The 21,833-nt window shown below is 53.3% G+C and carries 18 protein-coding genes; 5 read left to right on the top strand and 13 right to left on the bottom strand.

All coding sequences use genetic code 11. The features are described from left to right. Positions 1–314 precede the first annotated feature (314 nt). A complete protein-coding gene (locus Q8W22_RS00210; RefSeq protein ID WP_305451300.1) occupies positions 315–1,280 on the top strand; it encodes a hypothetical protein in 966 nt (321 codons plus the stop codon). Positions 1,281–1,370: 90 nt separating this feature from the next. On the opposite strand, the gene Q8W22_RS00205 is transcribed toward Q8W22_RS00210, so the two are convergent. Further along, positions 1,371–3,509, bottom strand: a complete 2,139-nt coding sequence (locus tag Q8W22_RS00205) for a 4Fe-4S binding protein (RefSeq protein ID WP_305451299.1) — start codon at positions 3,507–3,509, stop codon at positions 1,371–1,373. A 477-nt stretch (positions 3,510–3,986) separates the two neighbouring features. Between Q8W22_RS00205 and Q8W22_RS00200 the strand changes: the two genes are divergently transcribed. The 3 genes from Q8W22_RS00200 to Q8W22_RS00190 all read left to right on the top strand — a co-directional run bounded on the left by Q8W22_RS00200 (position 3,987) and on the right by Q8W22_RS00190 (position 9,250). Next, complete coding sequence (locus Q8W22_RS00200) at positions 3,987–5,087, top strand: porin (protein ID WP_305451297.1); 1,101 nt, start codon at positions 3,987–3,989, stop codon at positions 5,085–5,087. Positions 5,088–5,459: 372 nt separating this feature from the next. Next, on the top strand, positions 5,460–6,629 hold the full coding sequence (gene nosP / locus Q8W22_RS00195; protein ID WP_305451296.1) for a nitric oxide-sensing protein NosP: 1,170 nt from the start codon (positions 5,460–5,462) through the stop codon (positions 6,627–6,629). Then, positions 6,626–9,250, top strand: coding sequence for a NahK/ErcS family hybrid sensor histidine kinase/response regulator (locus Q8W22_RS00190; protein WP_303434301.1), 2,625 nt, complete (start codon positions 6,626–6,628; stop codon positions 9,248–9,250). Before nosP ends, Q8W22_RS00190 begins: the two co-directional genes overlap by 4 nt. A 61-nt stretch (positions 9,251–9,311) precedes the next feature. On the opposite strand, the gene greB is transcribed toward Q8W22_RS00190, so the two are convergent. From greB to ccoN, 12 genes are all read right to left on the bottom strand, one after another. After that, the gene (greB, locus tag Q8W22_RS00185; RefSeq protein WP_305451295.1) at positions 9,312–9,791 is read right to left on the bottom strand and encodes a transcription elongation factor GreB; all 480 of its coding nucleotides are present in this window, start codon (positions 9,789–9,791) and stop codon (positions 9,312–9,314) included. A gap of 64 nt (positions 9,792–9,855) precedes the next feature. Further along, complete coding sequence (gene ttcA, locus Q8W22_RS00180) at positions 9,856–10,707, bottom strand: tRNA 2-thiocytidine(32) synthetase TtcA (protein WP_305451294.1); 852 nt, start codon at positions 10,705–10,707, stop codon at positions 9,856–9,858. 214 nt (positions 10,708–10,921) lie between these two features. Continuing rightward, complete coding sequence (gene fnr, locus Q8W22_RS00175) at positions 10,922–11,701, bottom strand: fumarate/nitrate reduction transcriptional regulator Fnr (protein WP_303434298.1); 780 nt, start codon at positions 11,699–11,701, stop codon at positions 10,922–10,924. Positions 11,702–11,864: 163 nt separating this feature from the next. Beyond that, positions 11,865–12,521 (bottom strand): sulfite exporter TauE/SafE family protein, encoded by a 657-nt coding sequence (locus Q8W22_RS00170; protein ID WP_303434297.1) that lies wholly within the window; start codon positions 12,519–12,521, stop codon positions 11,865–11,867. Further along, positions 12,518–12,739: a cbb3-type cytochrome oxidase assembly protein CcoS gene (gene ccoS / locus Q8W22_RS00165; RefSeq protein ID WP_305414873.1), complete on the bottom strand. Its 222-nt coding sequence runs from the start codon at positions 12,737–12,739 to the stop codon at positions 12,518–12,520. The genes Q8W22_RS00170 and ccoS overlap by 4 nt, the downstream gene beginning before the upstream one ends. A gap of 61 nt (positions 12,740–12,800) precedes the next feature. Continuing rightward, positions 12,801–15,275 (bottom strand): heavy metal translocating P-type ATPase, encoded by a 2,475-nt coding sequence (locus Q8W22_RS00160; protein WP_305451293.1) that lies wholly within the window; start codon positions 15,273–15,275, stop codon positions 12,801–12,803. Continuing rightward, complete coding sequence (locus Q8W22_RS00155) at positions 15,272–15,772, bottom strand: FixH family protein (RefSeq protein WP_303434294.1); 501 nt, start codon at positions 15,770–15,772, stop codon at positions 15,272–15,274. Before Q8W22_RS00155 ends, Q8W22_RS00160 begins: the two co-directional genes overlap by 4 nt. Positions 15,773–16,020: 248 nt before the next feature. Continuing rightward, complete coding sequence (gene ccoG / locus Q8W22_RS00150; RefSeq protein ID WP_303434293.1) at positions 16,021–17,427, bottom strand: cytochrome c oxidase accessory protein CcoG; 1,407 nt, start codon at positions 17,425–17,427, stop codon at positions 16,021–16,023. Between the two features lie 219 nt (positions 17,428–17,646). Beyond that, the gene (ccoP, locus tag Q8W22_RS00145) at positions 17,647–18,567 is read right to left on the bottom strand and encodes a cytochrome-c oxidase, cbb3-type subunit III (protein ID WP_303434292.1); all 921 of its coding nucleotides are present in this window, start codon (positions 18,565–18,567) and stop codon (positions 17,647–17,649) included. 2 nt (positions 18,568–18,569) lie between these two features. Next, complete coding sequence (locus tag Q8W22_RS00140) at positions 18,570–18,749, bottom strand: cbb3-type cytochrome c oxidase subunit 3 (RefSeq protein WP_303434291.1); 180 nt, start codon at positions 18,747–18,749, stop codon at positions 18,570–18,572. A gap of 4 nt (positions 18,750–18,753) precedes the next feature. Further along, complete coding sequence (gene ccoO, locus Q8W22_RS00135; RefSeq protein ID WP_370693306.1) at positions 18,754–19,362, bottom strand: cytochrome-c oxidase, cbb3-type subunit II; 609 nt, start codon at positions 19,360–19,362, stop codon at positions 18,754–18,756. Positions 19,363–19,374: 12 nt separating this feature from the next. After that, positions 19,375–20,808: a cytochrome-c oxidase, cbb3-type subunit I gene (gene ccoN, locus Q8W22_RS00130; RefSeq protein ID WP_303434290.1), complete on the bottom strand. Its 1,434-nt coding sequence runs from the start codon at positions 20,806–20,808 to the stop codon at positions 19,375–19,377. A 361-nt stretch (positions 20,809–21,169) separates the two neighbouring features. Between ccoN and Q8W22_RS00125 the strand changes: the two genes are divergently transcribed. After that, positions 21,170–21,832: an alpha/beta fold hydrolase gene (locus Q8W22_RS00125; RefSeq protein WP_305451292.1), complete on the top strand. Its 663-nt coding sequence runs from the start codon at positions 21,170–21,172 to the stop codon at positions 21,830–21,832. Position 21,833 lies beyond the last annotated feature (1 nt).

The raw sequence follows: 21,833 nt of genomic DNA, 5'->3' as shown, positions 1-21,833 counted from the left end.
GGCTACGATAGCGTTAGGTATCTAGTGCCAAGGGGTTAGTCGGGCGGTAGATTCTTGCTGTTGCGCAGTGGCTATTGTCATTATTTTTCCAGAACGTCTGACAGTTAATTACCCGCCAAAGAGACAGACTGTGGCAACAGCGGCGGCCACCACTGTCCTCACCACTGTCCTGCACGGGTACGATTGTCCAATATAGAATATTGTCGACTCCATCACAAAGATACTTCTGGATAGGTATGTTAGAGCCAGCAAGTGTCAACCAATATTGAGCGACTGCGTTGACAACAGAAATACCCTGATAAGGAGTCTGTTGTATGAAAGCACGTCTACGGTTTACGGCTGTTGTTTTTTCTTTGCTGCTCAGCGCTTGTGGCGGTTCTTCTGGCACTGGCAGTAGTGGTGGCTCAAGCGGTGATGGTGGCGATTCTTCCGGTATCACCCCGCTGCTGGAAGATACCAACCCGACCTTGAGCAGCGCCAGTTACGATGGTGAGAATACGGAGCTTGCACACAATACCCTGGTACAAGCTTCGATCATTTATGATGAAGAAATTGACTACGATGAACCGGACCATCATTACTATCTTTATACCGCCCCGGCCAGCGGTTATATCAGTGTGATCCTGCATAGTGAGTTTCTACAAGGCAGTTCTGGCGATATAGCACTTGAGGTGGTGGAATATAACGCTCAACCAGCAGGTGACTTGTCATTTGAGTGGAGTGGTAATCAGGTGATTATATTTCCGGTCAGTGCTGGCTTGACATACCGTATTGCCATTTATCCCAATGTGACTTACGAGGATGAAGACGATGATAGCTATGACGAAGGCCAGGTTGACTATCAGCTGACGCTGTCTGATGTCAGCCGTCACCTGTTGGATATGAGCAGTACCGAGCATCTGGCTCTGGTGTTCTCAGACATTATGATCACGGACTGTGATGACGACAGTCACCCGATGAGTCTTGGTTACGATTACGCCCCTTTTGTCATTGAGCTGGATGCTGGCCATTTTGTCGGTGACCACTGGGGTTACTGGCAAATGCCGGACCCTCAGTCTGTCAGCCAGTCTGGCAATCTTATCCAGCTCAGTGCCGATTATCGTGTGTATATGAACGAACTCTTCACCATAGACAATACCCTGACCGCGCAAATCAATCTGTCTGACAATCGTTTTACGGGCGTCAGCGACTCCACCGCCAACATCAGTTACAACGGTAATGTCATCAGCAGTGAATGCCAGAGCTATCATTATGATGGCGAAGTGTTCTGGTTACTGTAACTGGCCAGGCTGTCCTTGCACGTGCTGTCCTTGGTGTGCGTAACCTGTTGCGATCATTCTGGTCGCAACAGGTTGTGCTTGCTGGTGTTGTTATTGTGCCGCATCGGTTGCCAGTAACCTGGCCTTGGCTTGCCGCTGCTCCTTTTTTCGCGCACTGATGCTGTCTACACACTGGGTGTCGTCGCGCAGAATCACGACGCATTCCAGGCATTGGATGCACTCGTCGTAGTCGATTTCCCCATCCTTGCGAATGGCGTTGATTTCGCAACGGCGTTTACACATCTGGCACGGCGTGCCACACATATCCACACGGTCGAGCATGCTCAGGCGGCGCAGTTTGCCAATAATGGCCAGACCGGCACCGAGTGGGCATATATAACGGCAGTAGAATTTGTGCACAAACATACTGGCCACCAGTAAGGCGACGGCGTACAGCACAAAGGGCCAGGCGCGATAAAAATAGAGGGTGATACTGGTTTTGAAGGGTTCAACTTCAGCCAGTTGTTCCGCCAGCGTCAGGGAATAAAACGCGGTTGCGACCAGTCCGGCCAGAATCGGGTACTTGATCAGAATCAGCTTGTGGTGCAGGGGTTCAGGGATACGCCGTTGACGAATGCCCAGCCGTTTGGCCAGTGCTGAGGCCATTTCCTGCAAGGCCCCAAAGGGGCAAAGCCAGCCACAGAACAGCCCGCGTCCCCAGATAAACAGACTGACAAAGGTGTAGCTCCACAGAATAAAAATCACCGGGTCGAGCAGGAAGATACCAAGGTTAAAGCCGTCGTACAGGTTCAGCAGCAGGGTATAGATATTGACGACTGACAGCTGCCCCTGGGCATAAAAACCGAGATAGGCGACGGTATACACCAGAAACCCCCAGCGAAAAACATGCATCGCACGGGGGAAGCGGGTGAAATACCGCTGCCAGCTGAACAGGATGGTTAACAGAATCAGGCTGATGGTCAGCAGCGTGATTGACAGCCAGCGATCTTTCCACAGGCCGACCCAGAGTGGTGCCCGGGTGGTGGTTTCTATTTCAACCTGCTCAAACAGTTCAGCGGGCAAGGTTACCGGAATCTCAAAATGTGCCCGGTCGGTGATCAGGTGGTTGCGGGGCATCTCCATGTTCAGTATCAGGGCGGATTCGGCTCCGGGGTTAAAACCGGCGTTGCCACCGACCTGAAACAGGTTGGCCTGGGTAAAGGATGGAATGCCATCGGCGACCAGCTGGATATTGCGATCGAGCGCGTCCATATCACGCATTTCGACCGCCAACTGGCTTTGCTGGAGCGCCAGGCGGCCGGGTACGGTACCGGGGCGGAAATCAGCCGGTACATGGGTAAACAGTCCTCGTGACATAACCGCCAGCACTTGTTGGCCCGGCTTGAGGGATGCCTGCAGCTGGGCAAAACCTTCATCACCCAGCAGGTTGCGGCCAACAGAGGGGGCGTTGATATAGGCGTACCAGAGTTCGGTAAAGGCTTCGTCTTCTTCCGCATCACTTAGGGAAGGGTAGCTGCCAAGGTCGGTGCCTAATGCCCGTTCGGCATCTGCCTGATCCAGACGCCAATAGCCGATGTAGCCCCGGTCGAGCATTTCTTGCCAGTTCAGTGGTTCATATTTGTCCATGATCGGCTGGGTGGCCGCAGCCTGGGCAAAACCTTCCAGCTTGTGCCGGGCGACCTTGAGCGCCGACGATAACACCGTATCGTTGACGATAATGACCGATACCGTGGCTTTGGAGACGCCATCAAAATAGACCACGCCGTCGGTGGCATTACCACCGGCCTTGTTGCTGTCGATAACGATATGCTCTGTCAGTGAACGGCCTTCGTACTGGTTGATAAACCGGAACAGCGGCTCCTGCCCCAGACCGTGTAGAAAAACCGGTTCGTGATGTTCGAGGATATGGATGCCGGTGAATTGCCCAGTGGCACCCAGGCCGATCAACAACCGGATCGGTCGGCCGGAAAAACCTGGCAAATCAACAAGGTCGGCAGATTCGTAGGCGTAACCCAACAGTTCATTCAGCTGATAGACCGGGTAAACCGGGTAGTCTTGCTGTTTGGCTTCAATACGGGTGGCTTTGGGAAACAGCTGCTGGATCAAATCATGGATGGCGGTTGGTGCTGCCGAATGATCCACTGGTTCATTGGCCGTGCTGGTGGCTGGCCAGTTGGCGAGACTGCACAAGCAGGCCCACAACAGAACGTGTGCGTACCAGGGTCGCATAAGAATTCCTCGATTATTATTTTTATGACAATCCCCCCATCCTAGGCAGCAGGGCGACAGGCTCAATGCTTCTTTGGGGCCTGATAATGACCTACTAAAGCCTTATATGGCGTGGGGCATATGGTGTGGAACGAGGGCACCATGGCCTACGCGCTGGGTCGCGGCGCGGCGTATTTCTAATACTAAGGTTTTAGGTGTCGCGACTTTAGAATCGGGATTTCTGTGCACCAATGAAGTGCAACCAAAGAGGGCGTGATTGTCGTTAAAGGGATGATAGCGGTAACGATACAGACAACGGATAGTGGCCAACGTTGTTCAGGGCGAGAGTCCTGCACCGCTTCAGAGTGTTCCTGTTTAAGATGGTTCGGGCCTGACCGGCCTGAACCATCTTTTTTCTGTACGGTAGCCAACAGCGCCGCAGAAAACGCAGGACCCTGACCCTGTACGACAAAAACAACACTATCAGGGCCATACAAAATGAAAAATAATAAAATCTTCAAGTTGCTGCCAATGGCAGCGGCGGTAGCTATCAGCGCACAGGCGTCTGCCGCTATCACGCTGTACGACCAGGAGGCGACCACCTTTTCTGTGGATGGTTTGTTCAATACCTTTTATGTCAACAGTGATAGCAGTGCTGACGGTACCAATGATGTATCCCAGTCCCGTGTCAAAATGGGCTTTTTACCCAATGTGATCGGTTTTAATTTCAGTAAAGAAGTGGATGGCCTGACCATGGGCGGCCGTTCTTCTTTCTGGGTCACCATCAACGATGGTAACTCCAATCTGACCGATTCCATGATTGATGTGCGGCAGTTCTATGCCACAGTCGATGGTGATTTTGGCCAGATTCTGATGGGTAAGGATTTCGCACTGTTTAACCGCGCCAATATTTTTGGCGATGAAATGTTGCTGGGCTTTGGTCAGACCATCACCACCACTGACGATGGCAACAACGTATCTTTCGGTAATATTGGTACCGGCTATCTGTATCCTTTCCCGAACTCCCAGATTACCTACCGCATGCCGGCCATGGGAGGCTTTAACCTGGCTGTGGGTCTGATGGACCCGGCCAAGCGTTCAACGGCATCGGAAGAAAGCCGTCCCCGTATCGAAGCCGAAGCAACCTACGATATGGACTTTGATGGCGCTACCGCCAAAGCCTGGGTGGGTTATATGAACCAGGAATCGAAAGAAGCCGGTACCAAACTGACTTCCAGCGGCGTGTCTTACGGTCTGAATGTCAAGGTGGCGGGGCTGGCCCTGACTGCTTCCGGCTTTACCGCTGAAGGCGTTGGCGCGGCGGGTCTGAGTAATCTGGTTACCTCTGATGGCGCAGAAGTGGATGGCACCTTGTTGCAAGCATCCTATACCCACGGTGATAACCGCTTTGTGGTGTCCAGGGGCAAGAACGACGGCGGCACTACCGACGGTGGTTCTGATCTGGATCTGGAGAACAAAACCCTGGCCGTTTTCCATTCCATCAACAGCAATCTGACGCTGGTGGGCGAATGGGATAAAGCCGAGACCGCTACGGCGGATACAACAACCGTCGCACTGGGCGCGGTTGTTACTTTCTGAGTGTTTTATAGATAAGCACTGCCTGAAAAATCGGAACAAGGGACGGCTACGGCTGTCCCTTTTTTGTCGCTGGTTTAGTGGCTGGTTTAGTGGCCGCTGGCGATAAAACGACTGTAAAAAACGACTATAAAAAACGGCTTATGCACAAACGACTATAAACAAAACGGTTATAAATGACGTACTTTCAGATGAAGTATGTCCGGCAGTATTGAATGGCAAGGGCTGGTGAATCGGGGCAGAGTCGTGAACTCAGCCAAACGAATGTGCCAGCAGAGGAAGCACCGGGTCGGAAGTAGCATGTTCCTGCCCTTTGCGGTTAAGTAAACTCATGCGCTATGGAAAGAATATCCTGAGTGGTGTGGAGGCAGGAAGATGGAAACGATGCTGGCATTACAACCCAAACAGTACGATGGCATAAAAACAGCCTGTTCAGCCAGCCAGGATCCAGAGGTTGCCGCGCAAGAGTTATTGCAGGAACTGGCGGGTATCGAGCTGAGTCAGGTGGTGTTTTTCTGCTCCAACGATTTTGACTTTGAAGCCCTGGCCAAGGCGCTGGGCGATTGTTTTTCCGGTGTTAACCTGGTGGGCTGTACCACCGCCGGAGAAATCTCGCCGCTGGGGTATTGCAGCGGCAGTATTACCGCGATTGGATTTCCGGCTTCATCGTTTGCGATCCAGTCGGCCCTGATGTCCGATCTGGCACGCTTCAGCTTTGCTGATGCCCAGGGGCTGATTCACCAGATGCTCGACCACTGCCGTGAGCAGCAGGTTGCGCCCATCAAGGGCAATACCTTTGCCCTGACCTTGCTGGACGGGCTGTCGGTAGAAGAAGAGCGCTTGCTGCGTTTGCTGAACGCACACCTCGGCAGTATTCCCTTGCTGGGAGGGTCGGCGGCCGATGATATGTGCCATAACAAAACCCATGTGTATTATGACGGCCGTTTCCATACCAACGCCGCCATTCTGTTACTGGTGAATACCGCCTTTGATTTTGAGGCCTTCAGTATTCATCATCTGCTGCCGACCGATGACAAGCTGGTGGTGACCAATGCCGATCCACTGGAACGGCGGGTATTTGAGATCAACGCCGAACCCGCTGCCCTGGAATACGCCCGGGTATTGAATATTCCGCTGGAGACTTTGAATCCGCAAATATTTGCCCTGAACCCCTTGTCGGTAAAAATCGGTGAGCGCTATTACCCCCGCGCCATTCAGAAAGTGAACCCGGACAACAGCCTGTCTTTTTATTGTGCGGTGGATACTGGCATTGTACTGACGTGTTCACGGTCAGATGACATGCTGGCGCAGCTGGATGGTTTATTCGACGACATCAGCCAGCGCATCGGCACGCCGCAGTTGATCCTGGGCTATGATTGTATTTTTCGGCGGCTGGAGCTGCAGCATCTTGGCTTGCTTGAGACCGCGTCCACCATGTTTGCGCACCATAAGGTGATTGGTTTTAACACCTATGGGGAACAGTTTAACGGCATGCATTTGAACCAGACGTTCACCGGTGTGGCACTGGGAGGAAATGACTATTGAGTGCAGAGGTCGATGAACTCAAGCGGCGCCTGGCCGAACTTGAAGACAAAAACCAGCGGCTGGAAAAAATCAATCAGGCGCTGATGCACCGGGTTGAAGCCGGGCCAGAGAATTCTGACGGTGCCTACGATAACTTCAAGCATTCGGTCTATCTGGCGGAGCAGGTACGTGAACGTACCGAGGCGCTGAATGAAGCGATGCACAGCCTTAAAAGTACCAACGTCGAGCTGGTACGGGCCAATGCCGCCGCCACCAATGCCCACGATCTGTTACGACAAGCGATTGAAAGCATTTCCGATGCCTTTGTGCTGTACGATGCCGACCGCAAGCTGGTGCTGGCTAACTCCCGTTTCAACCAGTTCTGGCAATGCTCCGGTATTGAAATTTCCCCCGGTATGGAACAGCAGCAGATCCATAAACTGTCGCAGCACTACCGCTTGATTGACCGTTATTATGGTGAAGCGGTCAGCACCGGTTATGGTGCCTTGCCGGGGGATGGCAAGGTCTTCCATATGCGTAGCGGTGCCTGGGTGCATGTCAGTGAACGGCCGACACGGGATGGCGGTCTGGTGGTGTTGTACAAGGACATCAGCGCGCTGATCGAAAATGAACGGGCGTTGCGCGAACGGGCGTTGGCGACCAAGTCCCGTACCCTGCAAAATACCCTCGATAACCTTTCGCAGGGGGTGGTGCTGGTCAATCAGGCCCAGCACCTGGAAACCTGGAATCACCGCTTTGCCGAACTGACCGGGTTAAGCAAGGCGGTGCTGGAGTCCGGCTTCAGTTTCTCTGGCATGATGCAGCTGACCGAAGTGGATGACCTCAACCCCTTGTCAAAAGACGGGCAGGGCAGGCCTTGCCTGCAGCTGGAGCAGGTGTTGTCGGATGGCCGGGTGCTGGAAATCCGTACCCATCCGATGCCCGATGGTGAGTTCGTCAATACCTATACCGATATCACCGAACGCAGCCGGGCGGTAAGAGCCTTGGCCGAGAGTGAACAACGTATCCGGGTCATCACCGATACCGTGCCGGCGCTGATCGGGTATGTCGACAAGAACCTCAGTATTATGTTTTCCAACCGTGCCTATGAAACCTGGTACGGTTATGAGCGCGAAGATATCCTCGGCCGCCGCATGGAAGAGATTATCCAGCCGGAGCAGATGCGGCGCTTGCGGCCTTATATCGAACGGGCGCTCAGTGGGCGCAGTGTGAATTTTGAAATCACCGATCCCGCTCCAGATGGCGAAATCCGCCATGTGGTCAAAAACTATGTGCCGGAAATCGACAGTCAGGGAGAGGTGCAGGGGTTTTATGTGCTGATTCAGGATATTACTGAAATCCGCCGGACTTCCGAGGCACTGACCCAGGCCTATCAACATCTGGAGCAACGGGTCGAAGACCGCACCAAGGAGCTGACGGAGCTGAATGGCCAGCTGCTGCAGGAGATCGAAGAGCGGGTGCAAATGGAGCATCGCTTGCGGGATGCCAAGCAGGAAGCCGAAAAAGCCAACCACAGCAAAACCAAATTCCTTGCCGCGGCCAGCCATGACCTGTTGCAGCCGATGAATGCTGCGCGGCTGTTTTGTGCTTCCTTGATGGAACACAATCTGGATGAGCGTACCCGGCAACTGGTGTTTTCGCTGAATTATTCACTCGAAGATGTCGAAAGTCTGCTGGCGGCGCTGGTGGATATTTCCAAGCTGGATGCCGGGGTCGTCAAACCCGATATTACGGCTTTCAGTGCCGGGGACCTGTTGGGGAATCTGGCCAATGAATATCGTACGCTGGCAGCGGATTCCGGGCTGGCGTTTGAGTTTGTCGCCACTTCGGCGGTGATCCTGACCGACTCACAGTTGTTAGCCCGTATTCTGCGTAACTTCCTGACCAATTCCGTGCGTTATACCCGCGAGGGCAAGATTTCTCTCGGCTGTCGCCGTCGTCCACAAGGGCTGGAAATACAGGTCTGGGATTCCGGTGTGGGGATTGCCGAAGACAAGCTGGAGGAGATATTCCTTGAGTTTAATCGCGGCAGCCAGAAAGACACGGCGCGGGACAAGGGGTTGGGTTTGGGGTTGGCGATCGTGGATAAAATGTCCGGTATTCTGGGGCATCCGATCAAGGTGCAGTCCCGACTTGGCTTTGGCTCCTGTTTTTCGGTATTGGTGCCTTATGGTCGCCGCCAGCTGTCCCGCAAGGCAACCACACCGGGATTGGCCTTGTTGGGCAATCAGCAATTTCGGGGACGCCGGGCGCTGGTGATTGATAATGAAGCATCGATCTGTCAGGCCATGGCGGTGTTGCTCAGTGGCTGGGGTTTTGAGGTGATCACCGCGCGTAGTTACGAAGAACTGCTGGTGCAACAACCAGAGCTGGATGCCGGTATTGATTTGATTCTCGCCGATTATCATCTCGACAATGGCGTCACCGGGCTGGATGTGGTTCGGCAGATGCGTACCGATCTGGGGCTGGATGCGCCGGTGCTGATGATTACGGCCAATTACACCAATGTGCTGAAACAGGAAGTGCGGGAACTGGGCTATCGTTTGATGAACAAGCCGGTACGCCCGGCGAAACTCAAAGCCATGATCCATCATATGATTCATCAGGCCATTGTGGTGTAACTCACGGATTCCAGCTTCCAGCCGGTTTCTGGATCAGAACAGCGGTCAACCTCGTCTCTTGTTATAACGGGGTATCGTAACGAATGGCGGTGATTTCCCATTCCCGGGTTGCTTCTTCTGTTTTGATGAACACATCATCACCGACGGACTTCCCCAGACACGCTCTGACAACCGGCGCATTAACAGAGGCATAATGCTTTTTGCCGTAGATTTCATCCGGGCCAACGATACGGAAAAGCAAGGTGTTATCCTCTTCGTCCATCAGGGTAACCCAGGCACCAAAATAGGCCTTGCCTTCCTGACTGGGGTGGTATTCGCTGACCCGTACAGCGTCCAGCCGTTTTCTGAGATAGCGCACCCGGCGGTCAATCTCTCGCAGCCGTTTTTTGTTGTACTGATAGTCGGCATTTTCAGAACGGTCGCCCAGACTCGCTGCCCAGGTCACTTTTTTGGTGACTTCCGGGCGTTCAGTTCGCCAGAGATAATCCAGCTCCAGCTCCAGCTCTGCATACCCCTCAGGGGTGATGATATTGGTATCCATGGTTCTCCCTTGAAGGTTGGGTGCGCTGTCTGGTGAGGAGCTGCCCAGGGGCCGGGACGCGCCTTTAATCGATGGTGACGATATCGAGTCGGGTGGCCAGGTGCGTCTGGTCTTGTTGTTGTTGCAAATTGACAAAATCAAACAGATTGAGATCGCCGAGCTGGGAGGGGGCGATATTGCAGATGGCAGCAAAGATATTCTCGCTGCGGCCTGGTTGTACCCTTTCCCATTCGGTCAGCATATTCTTGATGTTCTGGCGCTGCATGTTGTCCTGGGAGCCACACAGGTTACAAGGGATGATTGGGAACTCCATGGCGGTCGAATAAGCCTGGATGTCTTTTTCCTTGCAGTAGGCCAGTGGGCGGATCAGAACGTGCTTTTTATCGTCGCTGAGCAGCTTGGGTGGCATGGCTTTGAGTTTGCCGCCGTAAAACATGTTCAGGAATAAGGTTTCAATGATGTCGTCGCGATGATGGCCCAGGGCGATTTTATTGGCACCAATTTTTTCAGCAAAGCCGTAGAGGGTGCCGCGACGCAGGCGGGAGCACAGGCCGCAGGTGGTTTTTCCTTCCGGCACCAGATCCATGACCACGCTGTACGTGTCTTTTTCAACAATATGATAGGGAATATCCAGCTTGCCCAGATACTCGGGTAACACGTGTTCGGGGAAGCCGGGCTGTTTCTGGTCCATATTGACGGCAATCAGCTCAAAGTTGACCGGGGCGCTTTTTTTCAGGCTGATCAGGATATCGAGCATGGTGTAGGAGTCTTTGCCGCCCGACAGGCATACCATGATCCGGTCACCTTCTTCGATCATGCAATAGTCTTCAATCGCCTTGCCAACGTTTCGGCGCAAACGTTTATGAAGTTTGTTGAATTCGGTGCGTGCTTTGCGATCAATGACATCGGCGGTCATGCTGGAAAACTCCTGAGCATTCTGGGGCGGAACACTGGCTAAAAATCAGGCGGCAAATTCTAGCGAATAGATTGGCTGGCGTCAGTAACTGTTGCCAGCCAATAACAACGCAGTGGCCGGTTAGCGGGTTCAGGGATGAAACTGGGCACAGAAACAAGGATATAAGGGGTTTTTGCCGTTACCGCTGAGAAGGGTAACGGCACGCTGTGCGGGATTATTCCGCTGGCGTTTTTTCGTCACATTCAATTTGTGGGTTCAGTCCGGCCATTTCATACAGGCTGTTCATGTCCAGAACGATGATTTCCTTGCTCTGGGTTTCGATCAGGGCATTTTTCTGGAAACGGGTGAATACCCGACTGATGGTTTCTACCGCGAGGCCAAGGTAGTTGCTGATGTCGACCCGCGACATGGGCAGGCGGAAGTGGGTGGCACTGAAACCGCGTCGAGCGTAACGGTTGGAGATATCCAGCAAAAACGAGGCAACACGTTCTTCGGCGTTCTTTTTGCTCAACAGCAACATCATGTTCTGGTCGTGACGAATTTCGTTGCCCATGGTGCGCATCAACTGTTTGCGCAGGTCGGGGAGTTCGTCGGTCAGGTTTTCCAGCTGATGAACCGGAATTTCACAGACGGTGGTGGTTTCCAGCGCTTTGGCGGTGAGAGGGTAATCACCGGCATCGTAACCGGCCAGACCAATCAGTTCGCTGGCGAGATGAAAGCCAGTGATCTGTTCTTCGCCATTACTGGCCAGGGTGTAGGTTTTCAGGGCACCGGTACGTACCGCAAACACGGACTGGAATTCATCCCCTTGCTGGAATAACAGCTGGCCTTTTTGAATGGGTCGGCCACGGCGAATGATATCGTCCAGTCGCTCCATATCTGTGTCACTGAGCGAGAGTGGCAGACACAGTGCGTTCAGGGAGCAAGTCTGGCAGTGGGGTTGATTACCGCGCAAGGGAGGGTGCGCAGGCTGTGCAGCTTGGTTTGTTTTCATTGAGCTCACCGTGTCGGGTTTTCCGTTATGTAGGGAAGAACCGTGTTCCATTAATTTTCGTATGGTCTTAGCTCGACGAGTGGCTGTCAAGACATTGGTCAAGGTATTGAGTCAAGGTATTGTCAACGGATGATCAGTCGCTGATCAATAACGACCTTGGCTACTATAACCAGATGGCTGCTGCAGTCCAAACGCCGTAACCAATCAGTAACAGTCCGGCAATGATACGGCTAAGGCTGTGACTGAGTAATCGGCTCAGGCTGGTGGCGGCGAGGCCACTGGCGAACAGGGCAGGCAGTGTGCCAAGGCCAAAGCAGAACATGGTCAGTGCCCCTTTGAGGGGATCACCATTGGCGGCGACCCAGCTCAAAGTGCTGTATACCAGTCCGCAAGGGAGCCAGCCCCATAGCAGTCCAAGGCGAAAGCGACTGCTGATCGAATATTGTGTCATCAAGGGGCGGGTAGCAGGCTGCAGCCTTTGCCATAGATATTGGCCAACTTGTTCGATACGGGTGAGCCAGCTTGCCCAGCGGGCAACGTAGAGCCCCATCAGCACCAGCAGTATGGCGGCCAGTGTACGTAATGCCAGCATCAGTACATCATTCAGTTGTTGTAGCCATAAGCCAAGCAGCGAGACGAGCAGGCCGGCAAAGGCGTAACTGGTGATACGACCGCTGTTAAAAGCCAGTGCTGTCAGTAGCGGTTGTTGTTGTGAGCGGGTGCCAATGGCGGCGGCAATGCCGCCACACATTACCAGGCAGTGACTGGAGCCAAACAGGCCCAGCAACAGGGCGGTTAACAGGGAGAGTGGTTCAATCACAATGGGTTTTTATCGGTTGCCGTGGTATGGGGTGCTGGTGTTGTGTCGGTTGCTGCGGGCTGGGTGCTTGCGGGATCGTCATCGTCATCAAAGAGAATTCTGTGAGCCGGAGATTCCATATCATCAAACTGGCCGCTGCGCACTGCCCAGAAAAAAATCAGCGTGGCAATGCTGATCAGGACGATCGAAAGTGGAACAAGTATGTAGATAATATCCATGTTATGTCCATCAAACCAAGCGAGTGGAAGCCATTATAATCTGGCCTTGTGGCTGAGTGTGCTAATTGTGACCGGATACATCCGGTTTGGTCGTCCGGGATAGTCGCAGCGCATTACTGACCACCAAAAGCGAACTGAATGACATGCCAATGGCTGCGGCCCAGGGAGGAATATAACCTGCCGCTGCCACTGGCAAGGCCAGCAGATTATACAGCAGCGCCCAAGCGATATTCTGGTAGATCACCTGGCGGGTACGGCTGGCGGTGTCCAGAGCCTGTAATACACAGTCCAGGCGGCCGCTGGTGACCAGGGCATCGGCGCTGGTTTTGGCCAGGTCCGTGGCGTCACTGACGGCAATGGCAATGTCGGCCCCAGCCAGTACCGGGACATCGTTGATGCCATCGCCAATCATTAATACACGTTCTCCCTGCTGTTGCCACAGGCGTACCTGTTGTAGCTTCTGTTCGGGTGACAAGCCGATCTGGACGTCGTCAATACCTAGCTGTGTTGCCAGTTGTTGACCTGAAGCGCCGGGGTCGCCGGTGAGCAAGGCTGTTTTGATTTTGCGTTGGCGCAGGCCCTGGGTCAGGCTGGTGGCGGATTTTCGGATGCTGTCCCCGAGCCGGATCCAGGCTGCAGCCTGATCGTCGACACTGAGCAGCAGCCATTGCCCTTCCTGATGGTTCAACTGACTGGTATCCAGTGAGGAGTGGTCAGGCAAGGCAAAGTCGGGGCGGCCAAAGCGGACGGCATATGACTGTTCTGCTGTTGGCTGCCATTGCCCCTGAATGCCAGCCCCGGTGTGTTGCTGGACCTCGGTGACGGTGTCGGGACGAATCCGGCGAAAAGCGCGAGCAATCGGGTGACTGCTGGATTTTTCCAGTCCGGCGGTAATGGCGAGTACCTGGTCGCTGTCCAGTTCCCCCGCCAGAACGACGTCTTCAATGGTGAGCTTGCCTTGGGTGAGGGTGCCGGTTTTATCGAATACTACCCGGTCGATGGTCGGGAGGGATTCCAGTACGTGGCCTTTGCTGATGAGTAATCCGGCCTCTCGTAGCGCGCCGGTGGCCGCTGTCAGCGCCGTTGGTGTTGCCAGCGACAAGGCGCAAGGGCAGGTGACGACCAGTACCGACAAGGCGATAAAAAAGGCGTGATCGTTACCCTGTTGCCACCAAAACAGAAAAACAGCCGACGAAATCAGCAAGACGGCGGCAACAAAACGACTGGCAATCCGATCGGCGATCAGGGCTATTCGGGGTTTTTCCTGCTGTGCCCGATCCATCAGGCGAACAATGGTCGACAGCTGGGCTTCCGCTCCAGTGGCTGTGACCTGCATGATAATCGGGCTTTCGATATTGATGGTGCCGCCAATCAGGTGATCCTGATTACGTTTGGTGACGGGCAGGTATTCGCCCGTCAGGGCAGCTTCGTCGACGGAGCTGCGACCCTGGATCACAACGCCGTCGGCAGGAATGGCATGACCTGGCTTGATCAGCAGCAAATCTCCCAGTCTGACTTCTTCGCTGGCAATAATCGTTTCGGTGGCGTTTGGGGTGTCGTCACTGAGTTTCAGAGCGACGTTGGGCAGCAGCGTCAGCAGGTTGTTACCGGATTTTCCCATGCGATGACGGGCGCGCATTTCCAGAAAGCGGCCCAGCAGCAAAAAGAAGGTGAACATGCAGACCGAGTCAAAATAAACCTCTTTGCCTTGGTTGAACGTGCTCCAGATGCTGGCACAAAATGCCAGGGCAATCGCGAGGGAAACTGGTACATCCATGGTCAGGTGGCGGGTTTTGAGGTCCCGGATTGAGGCTTCAAAAAAAGGCCAGGCTGCGTACAGCACCACAGGTAATGTTAGTAACATGGAGGCCAGGCGCATAAAAAATTCGTATTGCGGCACCATGCCCACATACAGGGGGACGGCCAGCATCATTACCTGCATCATGCCGATGCCAGCAACCGCCAGACGGCGGATGCTGCGCTTGCCTTCGATATGACGTTGCTGTTCGGCAGCGGTTGCAGAAAAAGGGGAGGCGCGGTAACCAAGGCGGTAAATTTGTTCGATCAGACTGGAAACCGGTATTTTCTCTGGTTCCCAGCGTACCACCAGGCGGTGGTTGGACAGATTGAGGACGGCCTGGTCAACGCCGGGTAGCGCATTCAGACGGTGTTCGATTAACCAGGCACAGGCTGCACAACTGATACCATCGATCACCAGGGTGGCTTCTGCCATACCATTGTCCAGCCGGGCAACAAAACGTTGCTGCATGGCCTCGCTGTCGTATAGCGCCAGTGATTCCCGTGCTTGCAGTTCATGGTCGTCCAGTTCGGCGGGAGACAGTTCTGGCAGCGCGGTGCGGTGCTTGTAATAGTCTTTCAGGCCGCTGGCGACAATGGTTTCGGCAATGGCCTTGCAGCCCGGGCAACACATGGGCTGTGATTGACCATCAATCAGGGCTGACCAGCGTTTTTCGTCAGACGGGCTGACGTTTTCACCACAGTGAAAGCACCGGGTGTTATTGGCATGCTCTGTCATTGGGCGTTCAGTTGTACGACCTTGCTGTATTCCAGCTGTTCTGTGGAGCGTATCCGCCAGCCCTGATCCGGGCTTTGTAACCAGACATAACGCCGGGATGGCAGTTGTATATCGGCGGCGGCAATATAAAGCCCGGGCTCTGTGCGCTGCAGAATGATTTCAAGATCCCGCTCTTGCAGGGTTGGGTGGATCAGTTCCAGCAATAAGGTATCTGGCTCCTGCTCCAGCTGGCCGTCGAGAACCAGGCGGGCTTCATGATTGGCAAACACCAGACTGCTACGGATCTGCAGACGGCTGGCCTGATGGTCCATTTCGACATTTTCGGTATAGCTGACACCGTCTTTATAGTAGCTGTCGCTTACCAGTGAATCCTTGCTGCTGACCGCCAGGGTAATCATGACAACACCCCAGCAAACGGTAACGGCAGGAATTCCGGCAACCAGCCACATCAATGGCTCTTTGTACCAGGGTTGGGCTGGCTGGGTATCTGATTTCATAGTGCTCTCTGGGTCTGGACTGCTGGCAGGGTCTGTTTGGGTATGGTATTGCTTTTGAGTTCCACTGCCCGAAAAAAAAGCCGCCCAAGTGTAACCACTTGGACGGCGACTCTCTAGCAACTTTGTCATTCCCGTTGTCCGATCAATGGCAGAATTGGATGCAGTTGATCTAACAACAGGCTTTTGGAGTGACATTGCTGCGCCAGAATGGATTTTCTGGCGCAAGCCGATAGTCGCCTGATGGCTGACTAGGTTCTTGGTGCGATAAAGCGGCTTTCTTCACGGGCGACTTCTTCGCCGCTTTGTTGGTCTACCACAATAAACTCAATATTGGTTTTACTGGATGGTAATTTGGCGATTGCCGGGTCAATTTCAAGGTTGACGGAGATCTCGCGCAATTCGTTAACCCGAATGTTGTAGGTGTCTGGAGCATCCATGGTGGCGTTTGGCAGTCCCTCAACCTTGAGGAGATAGGTACGCGGTTGCTGCGACATATTCATCATTTTCAGGGTGTAGCTATTGGTGACGGTATCGTTCGGTGTAACGCGGTACAAGCTGCCGCGATCCCGGGCAATATCCAGTTCAAACGGCACCCGACTGGCAATGGCATAGACAAAGGCTCCCATCATCACCAACAACATAAAGGCATAACCCAGCAGTCTGGGGCGCATAAGGTGCGTTTTTTGGCCTTCCAGCTCATTTTCGGTGGTGTAGCGTATCAACCCCTTGGGTTTGTTCAGCTTGTCCATAATGGAGTCGCAGGCGTCGATACAGAGCGCACAGCCAATACACTGGTATTGCAGACCATCACGAATATCAATGCCGGTGGGGCAGACCTGAACACAGAGGGAGCAGTCGACACAATCGCCCAGCTGGCTGGTGTCGGTCTCTTGCTTGGCTTTTTTGGTGCGTTTGCCCCGTGGCTCGCCACGGTTCAGGTCGTAGGATACGGCGAGAGTATCGGCATCGTACATAACAGACTGGAAACGAGCGTAAGGACACATGTAGATACACACTTGTTCACGCATCCAGCCAGCATTAATGTAGGTAGCCAGGGTGAAAAATGCGATCCAGAATATTTCCCAGCCATTGAGGTCGGCTGACAACATATCCGGTATCAATTCACGGATAGGAGAGAAGTAGCCAACAAAGGTGACCCCGGTAGCCAGTGCAACAAAGAGCCATAGGGTGTGCTTGAGTGCTTTTTTACGCATTGTGCTGGGGGACATATTGCCCTTGTCCATCTTGATACGCTGGTTACGGCTGCCTTCAACCCGTTCTTCTATCCACATGAACAGGAACGACCAGGCTGACTGGGGGCAGGTGTAGCCACACCAGACCCTTCCTGCCAGGTTGGTGATGGTAAAGAGGCCAAAGGCTGCAATGATCAGTGCGAAGGACAACAGAATAAAATCCTGGGGCCAGAAGGTAACACCAAAGATATTGAATTGGCGTGCGGGCAAGTCGAAATAGACGGCCTGGCGACCGCCCCAGTTAATCCATACGGTGCCGTAGTATCCTAGCATTAATGCCCATAGGCTGTAGGTTCTCAGTTTCTGGAAAAAACCGATAATTTCCCGGACATATATTTTTTCACGCTTGGCGTACATGCTCTCGGTTTTCGGCGTGACGTCTTTGACAGGGATGTTACTCATGGCAGCTAATCACCTTGGTTGCTTGTGTTGGCTGGCGTAGCAGGTGGCGCCTCAAACGGGCACCTTCGGGAGCGTCAGCAAATCTATATAATGGTGTGATTATATAGTTCGTATACGGTTGATATATCTAAAAAAAGCGGCCAATGGCCGCTTTTTTCCTGTTCATTGTCACAACTCAACATCGTGTTGGTGTGAGAGGCTGGTTGCGACAATCATGAATCACTGGTGAGACAGTGAATACACGTAGGTAGCCAGCAGATGAATTTTGGCATCTGCATTGTCACCAAGGATTTCCTTGTGAGCTGGCATATTACCGTTACGACCATGACGCAAAGTCATTTCAATCTGTTTACTGGAACCACCATATAACCAGATTTCGTCGGTCAGGTTTGGCGCACCCATCATCTGGTTACCTTTACCATCAGCGCCGTGACAAATGGCACAGTTTTGCATGAACTTGGGCGCTGCTGCTTCCACCAGCGTTTCATCATGCTTCAGGCCGGACAGGCTACGTACATAGCTGACCATTTCGGTAACCCCTTCCTCGCCCAGAATCGCGATCCAGGCAGGCATGGCACCCTGGCGACCATTGGTAATGGTCTGGGTGATTTGTGCTGGAGCTCCACCGTACAACCAGTCATTGTCGGTCAGGTTGGGGAAGCCCAGTGCACCTTTGGCACCACTGCCGTGACAGACCGAGCAGTTGCTTTTGAACAGGCGTTGACCAGTTTGCAATGCATCGTCGTTATGGATCAGTTCCTCAATCGGGGTCGATGAGTACTGGGCATAAAGAGGTGCAATTTCTTTCTCAAACGCCTGGACTTCGGCTTTCCACTGGTTTTCCTGGCTCCAGGCCACTTCTTGCCCGTCAACAGTAACGGTGAGGAAGCCCTTGTAGTTACCCAGGCCAAAAGAAGCCAGGTAGCCGAGACCAAAAATAATGGTGCCCCAGAACATGAACACCCACCAGCGAGGCAGAGGGTTATCAATTTCTTCAATGCCGTCGTAGCTATGACCGGTGGTCTGGTCGGTTTCTTCTTTGCGCATGCCGCGACTGGTGTACGTGATCAGCACACCACAGCTAATAATGGATCCCAATATGATGACGGAAATCCATACTTGCCAGAAAGTACTTAACATAATTACTTGCTCCGATCTTTATCGCCGTGCATGGGAAGGCCGTCGTCATCCTCAAGAAATGGAATATCTCCATCTTCTTCAAAACGTTTCCTCCGGCTGGAGCCATAGGCCCACCAGAAGATTGCCAGCATTGCAACCAGAGCAAAGATCGAACCTAGCCCGCGCACGTCGTTAATATCCATGGGATTACCGTTTAGTGATCACTGTGCCCAGCTGTTGCAGATACGCAACCAGGGCTTCGATTTCAGGTTTGCCATTAACTGCCGCTTTAGCACCTTCGATGTCTTCATCTGTGTATGGCACGCCGACCATTCGCAGGGCTTTCATCTTTTTCGGTGTATCACGGCCATCAACCTTGTCTTCAAACAACCAGGGATAAGACGGCATGATGGACTCAGGTACAACGTCACGGGGGTTATACAAGTGAGCGCGGTGCCACTCGTTGGAATAACGTCCGCCAACACGAGCCAGGTCTGGACCAGTACGTTTGGAGCCCCACAGGAACGGATGCTCATACACGGATTCGCCGGCCACAGAGTAAGGACCATAACGCTCGGTTTCAGCACGGAATGGACGAACCATCTGGGTGTGACATACATGGCAACCTTCACGGATGTAGATGTCGCGACCTTCCAGCTGCAGCGCATTTAATGGTTTCAGGCCTTCAACCGGTGTGTTGGTGTCTTTGGCGAAGAAGAGAGGAACAATTTCAACCAATCCACCCCAGCTAAGAGCGATGACGATCAGTATTACCATTAACGGCATACTTTGTTCGATAGTGTCGTGCTTAATCATCTGAATAACTCCTTACGCCTGAGCGATTGCCGTGGCGGCAATGTCTTTCTTGGCTGCACGAACCGTCATGTAGACGTTGTAAGCCATGATCAGCATGCCTGTCAGGAACAGGGCACCACCGATAACACGACCAACGTATCCAGGGTGTGACGCCGAGACAGACTCAACAAAGCTGAATGTCAGGGTACCGTCGGCGTTGACTGCACGCCACATCAGGCCTTGCATGATGCCGTTTACCCACATTGCAACAATGTAGAAAACCGTACCGATGGTCGCGAGCCAGAAGTGAGCATTGATCAGGGCAATGGAGTACATGTCACCTGCCTTGCGACCGAACATGATCGGAATCAGGTGGTACATGGCACCGATAGAAACCATGGCAACCCAACCGAGAGCACCGGAGTGCACGTGACCAATGGTCCAGTCGGTGTTATGGGACAGGGCGTTAACTGTTTTGATCGCCATCATCGGGCCTTCGAAGGTCGACATGCCGTAGAACGACAGGGAAACCACCAGGAAGCGCAGGATGGGGTCGGTACGCAGTTTGTGCCAGGCACCTGACAGCGTCATCATGCCGTTGATCATGCCACCCCAGCTAGGCGCCAGCAGAATCAGGGACATGACCATGCCGGAGGTTTGTGCCCAGTCTGGCAGGGCAGAGTAGTGCAGGTGGTGAGCACCGGCCCATACGTAGATAGAAATCAGTGCCCAGAAATGCACGATGGACAGACGGTAGGAATATACCGGGCGGCCAGCCTGTTTGGGAACGAAGTAGTACATGATGCCGAGGAAGCCAGCAGTCAGGAAGAAACCTACCGCGTTGTGACCCCACCACCACTGCACCATGGCGTCAACGGTACCGGCGTAGAGAGAGTAGGACTTGGTCAGTGTGACTGGCACCGCCAGGTTGTTACCAATATACAGAATCGCAATCATGATCATGAAAGCCGCAAAGAACCAGTTGGCAACATAGATATGCTTTTCCTTGCGGATAGCCAGTGTGCCGAGGAAGTTCACCACGTAAGCAACCCAGACAATCGCTACCAGAATATCGATAGGCCATTCCAGCTCGGCGTATTCCTTGGTGGATGTCAGGCCCATCGGCAAGGTGATGGCAGCCAGTACAATGACGGTATTCCATCCCCAGAAGGTGAAGCTGGCCAGAGTGTCCGAAAACAACCGGGTACGACAGGTACGTTGCACAATGAAGTAAGACGTAGCGAAGAGGGCGCTACCGCCAAAGGCAAAAATAACCGCGTTGGTGTGTAATGGGCGTAAACGTCCAAAAGACAGCCATGGGGTATCGAAGTTAAGTGCGGGCCAAGCCAGCTGGGCAGCGATGAATACACCGGCTGTCATGCCAACTATGCCCCAGACAACCGTCATGATGGCAAATTGTCTTACCACCTTGTAGTTGTATTCGGGATGGTCGATTGCTGTGCTCATGATTGGATTCCAATAACAGCGTGGGATTGAGGGTTCTAAATTTTGGCGACACATTATCGGGTGGTTATTGCCGCTTTGCAATAAACGTCCGGCAACTGTCTGATATTTCAGGGATATAACATTCGCAGAATGTACCCTGATTGCCCATTGTAATTGAGAATTAATATCATTAAATGATATGGCCTGCTCGACTGTTATTCGGGCTGTTATCCGTTATAAATACCGGTGATACGGCGTTTATGGCGGTGTCGGTTATGATAAGGCGGGTGTCTTTCCTGATCTTGACTTAACGCAATGAAGCCAAAAACGATCACCAACGAGTAGCGGAAAATGGAACTTGAGACCAAAGTGGTAACACTAAATGACCGCTAAAAATTATAGCAAAACAGTAAAAAAACCGTCTGATCCGGTTGTTGTACTGGTTCATGGGGCGGGTGCAGGCCTTGATTCCGGTTTTTTGGTCGCGGCAAAAGCGGGTTTTGAAGCCCGGGGACTGACCGTTATCGGTGTTGAATTTGATTATATGATCCAGGCTCGGGCTGCGGGCAAGCGTCGTCCACCGCCAGCAGTGGCCGGTCTGGTTGTGGAGTTGCGCGAGGTCGTTGAGGCGCTTGGGAAGCCAGTGGTGATTGTTGGTAAATCGATGGGCGGGCGTATTGCTTCCATGCTGGCGGCGTCTGATGGTATGCCAGCCAATGTATTGGCCGTCAGTGTACTGGGTTATCCCTTTCATCCAACAGGTAAACCGCACCAGCTCAGGGTCCAGCATTTTGAACAGATCCAGGTGCCTTTGATGATTTTCCAGGGCAGTCGGGATCCGTTTGGCCGAGCGGCGGAAATCCAGCCATTATTCGCTGCATCATCCTGGCCGGGCACTATTGAGCTGCACTGGCTGGAGAGTGGGGATCATGATTTCCAGCCGACCAGGCGTTCGGGAAAAAGCCGCGAGGATTTGCTGGATGAAGCGCTGGACGCCACCGTGACATGGATGCAGCAGCGGCTTGCTGAACGCCTGGGGAGATAGC

It is taken from the genome of Oceanobacter sp. 1_MG-2023 (assembly GCF_030689025.1).
Lineage (GTDB): Bacteria > Pseudomonadota > Gammaproteobacteria > Pseudomonadales > Oceanobacteraceae > Oceanobacter.
This window is presented reverse-complemented; position numbering and strand designations above follow the sequence as displayed.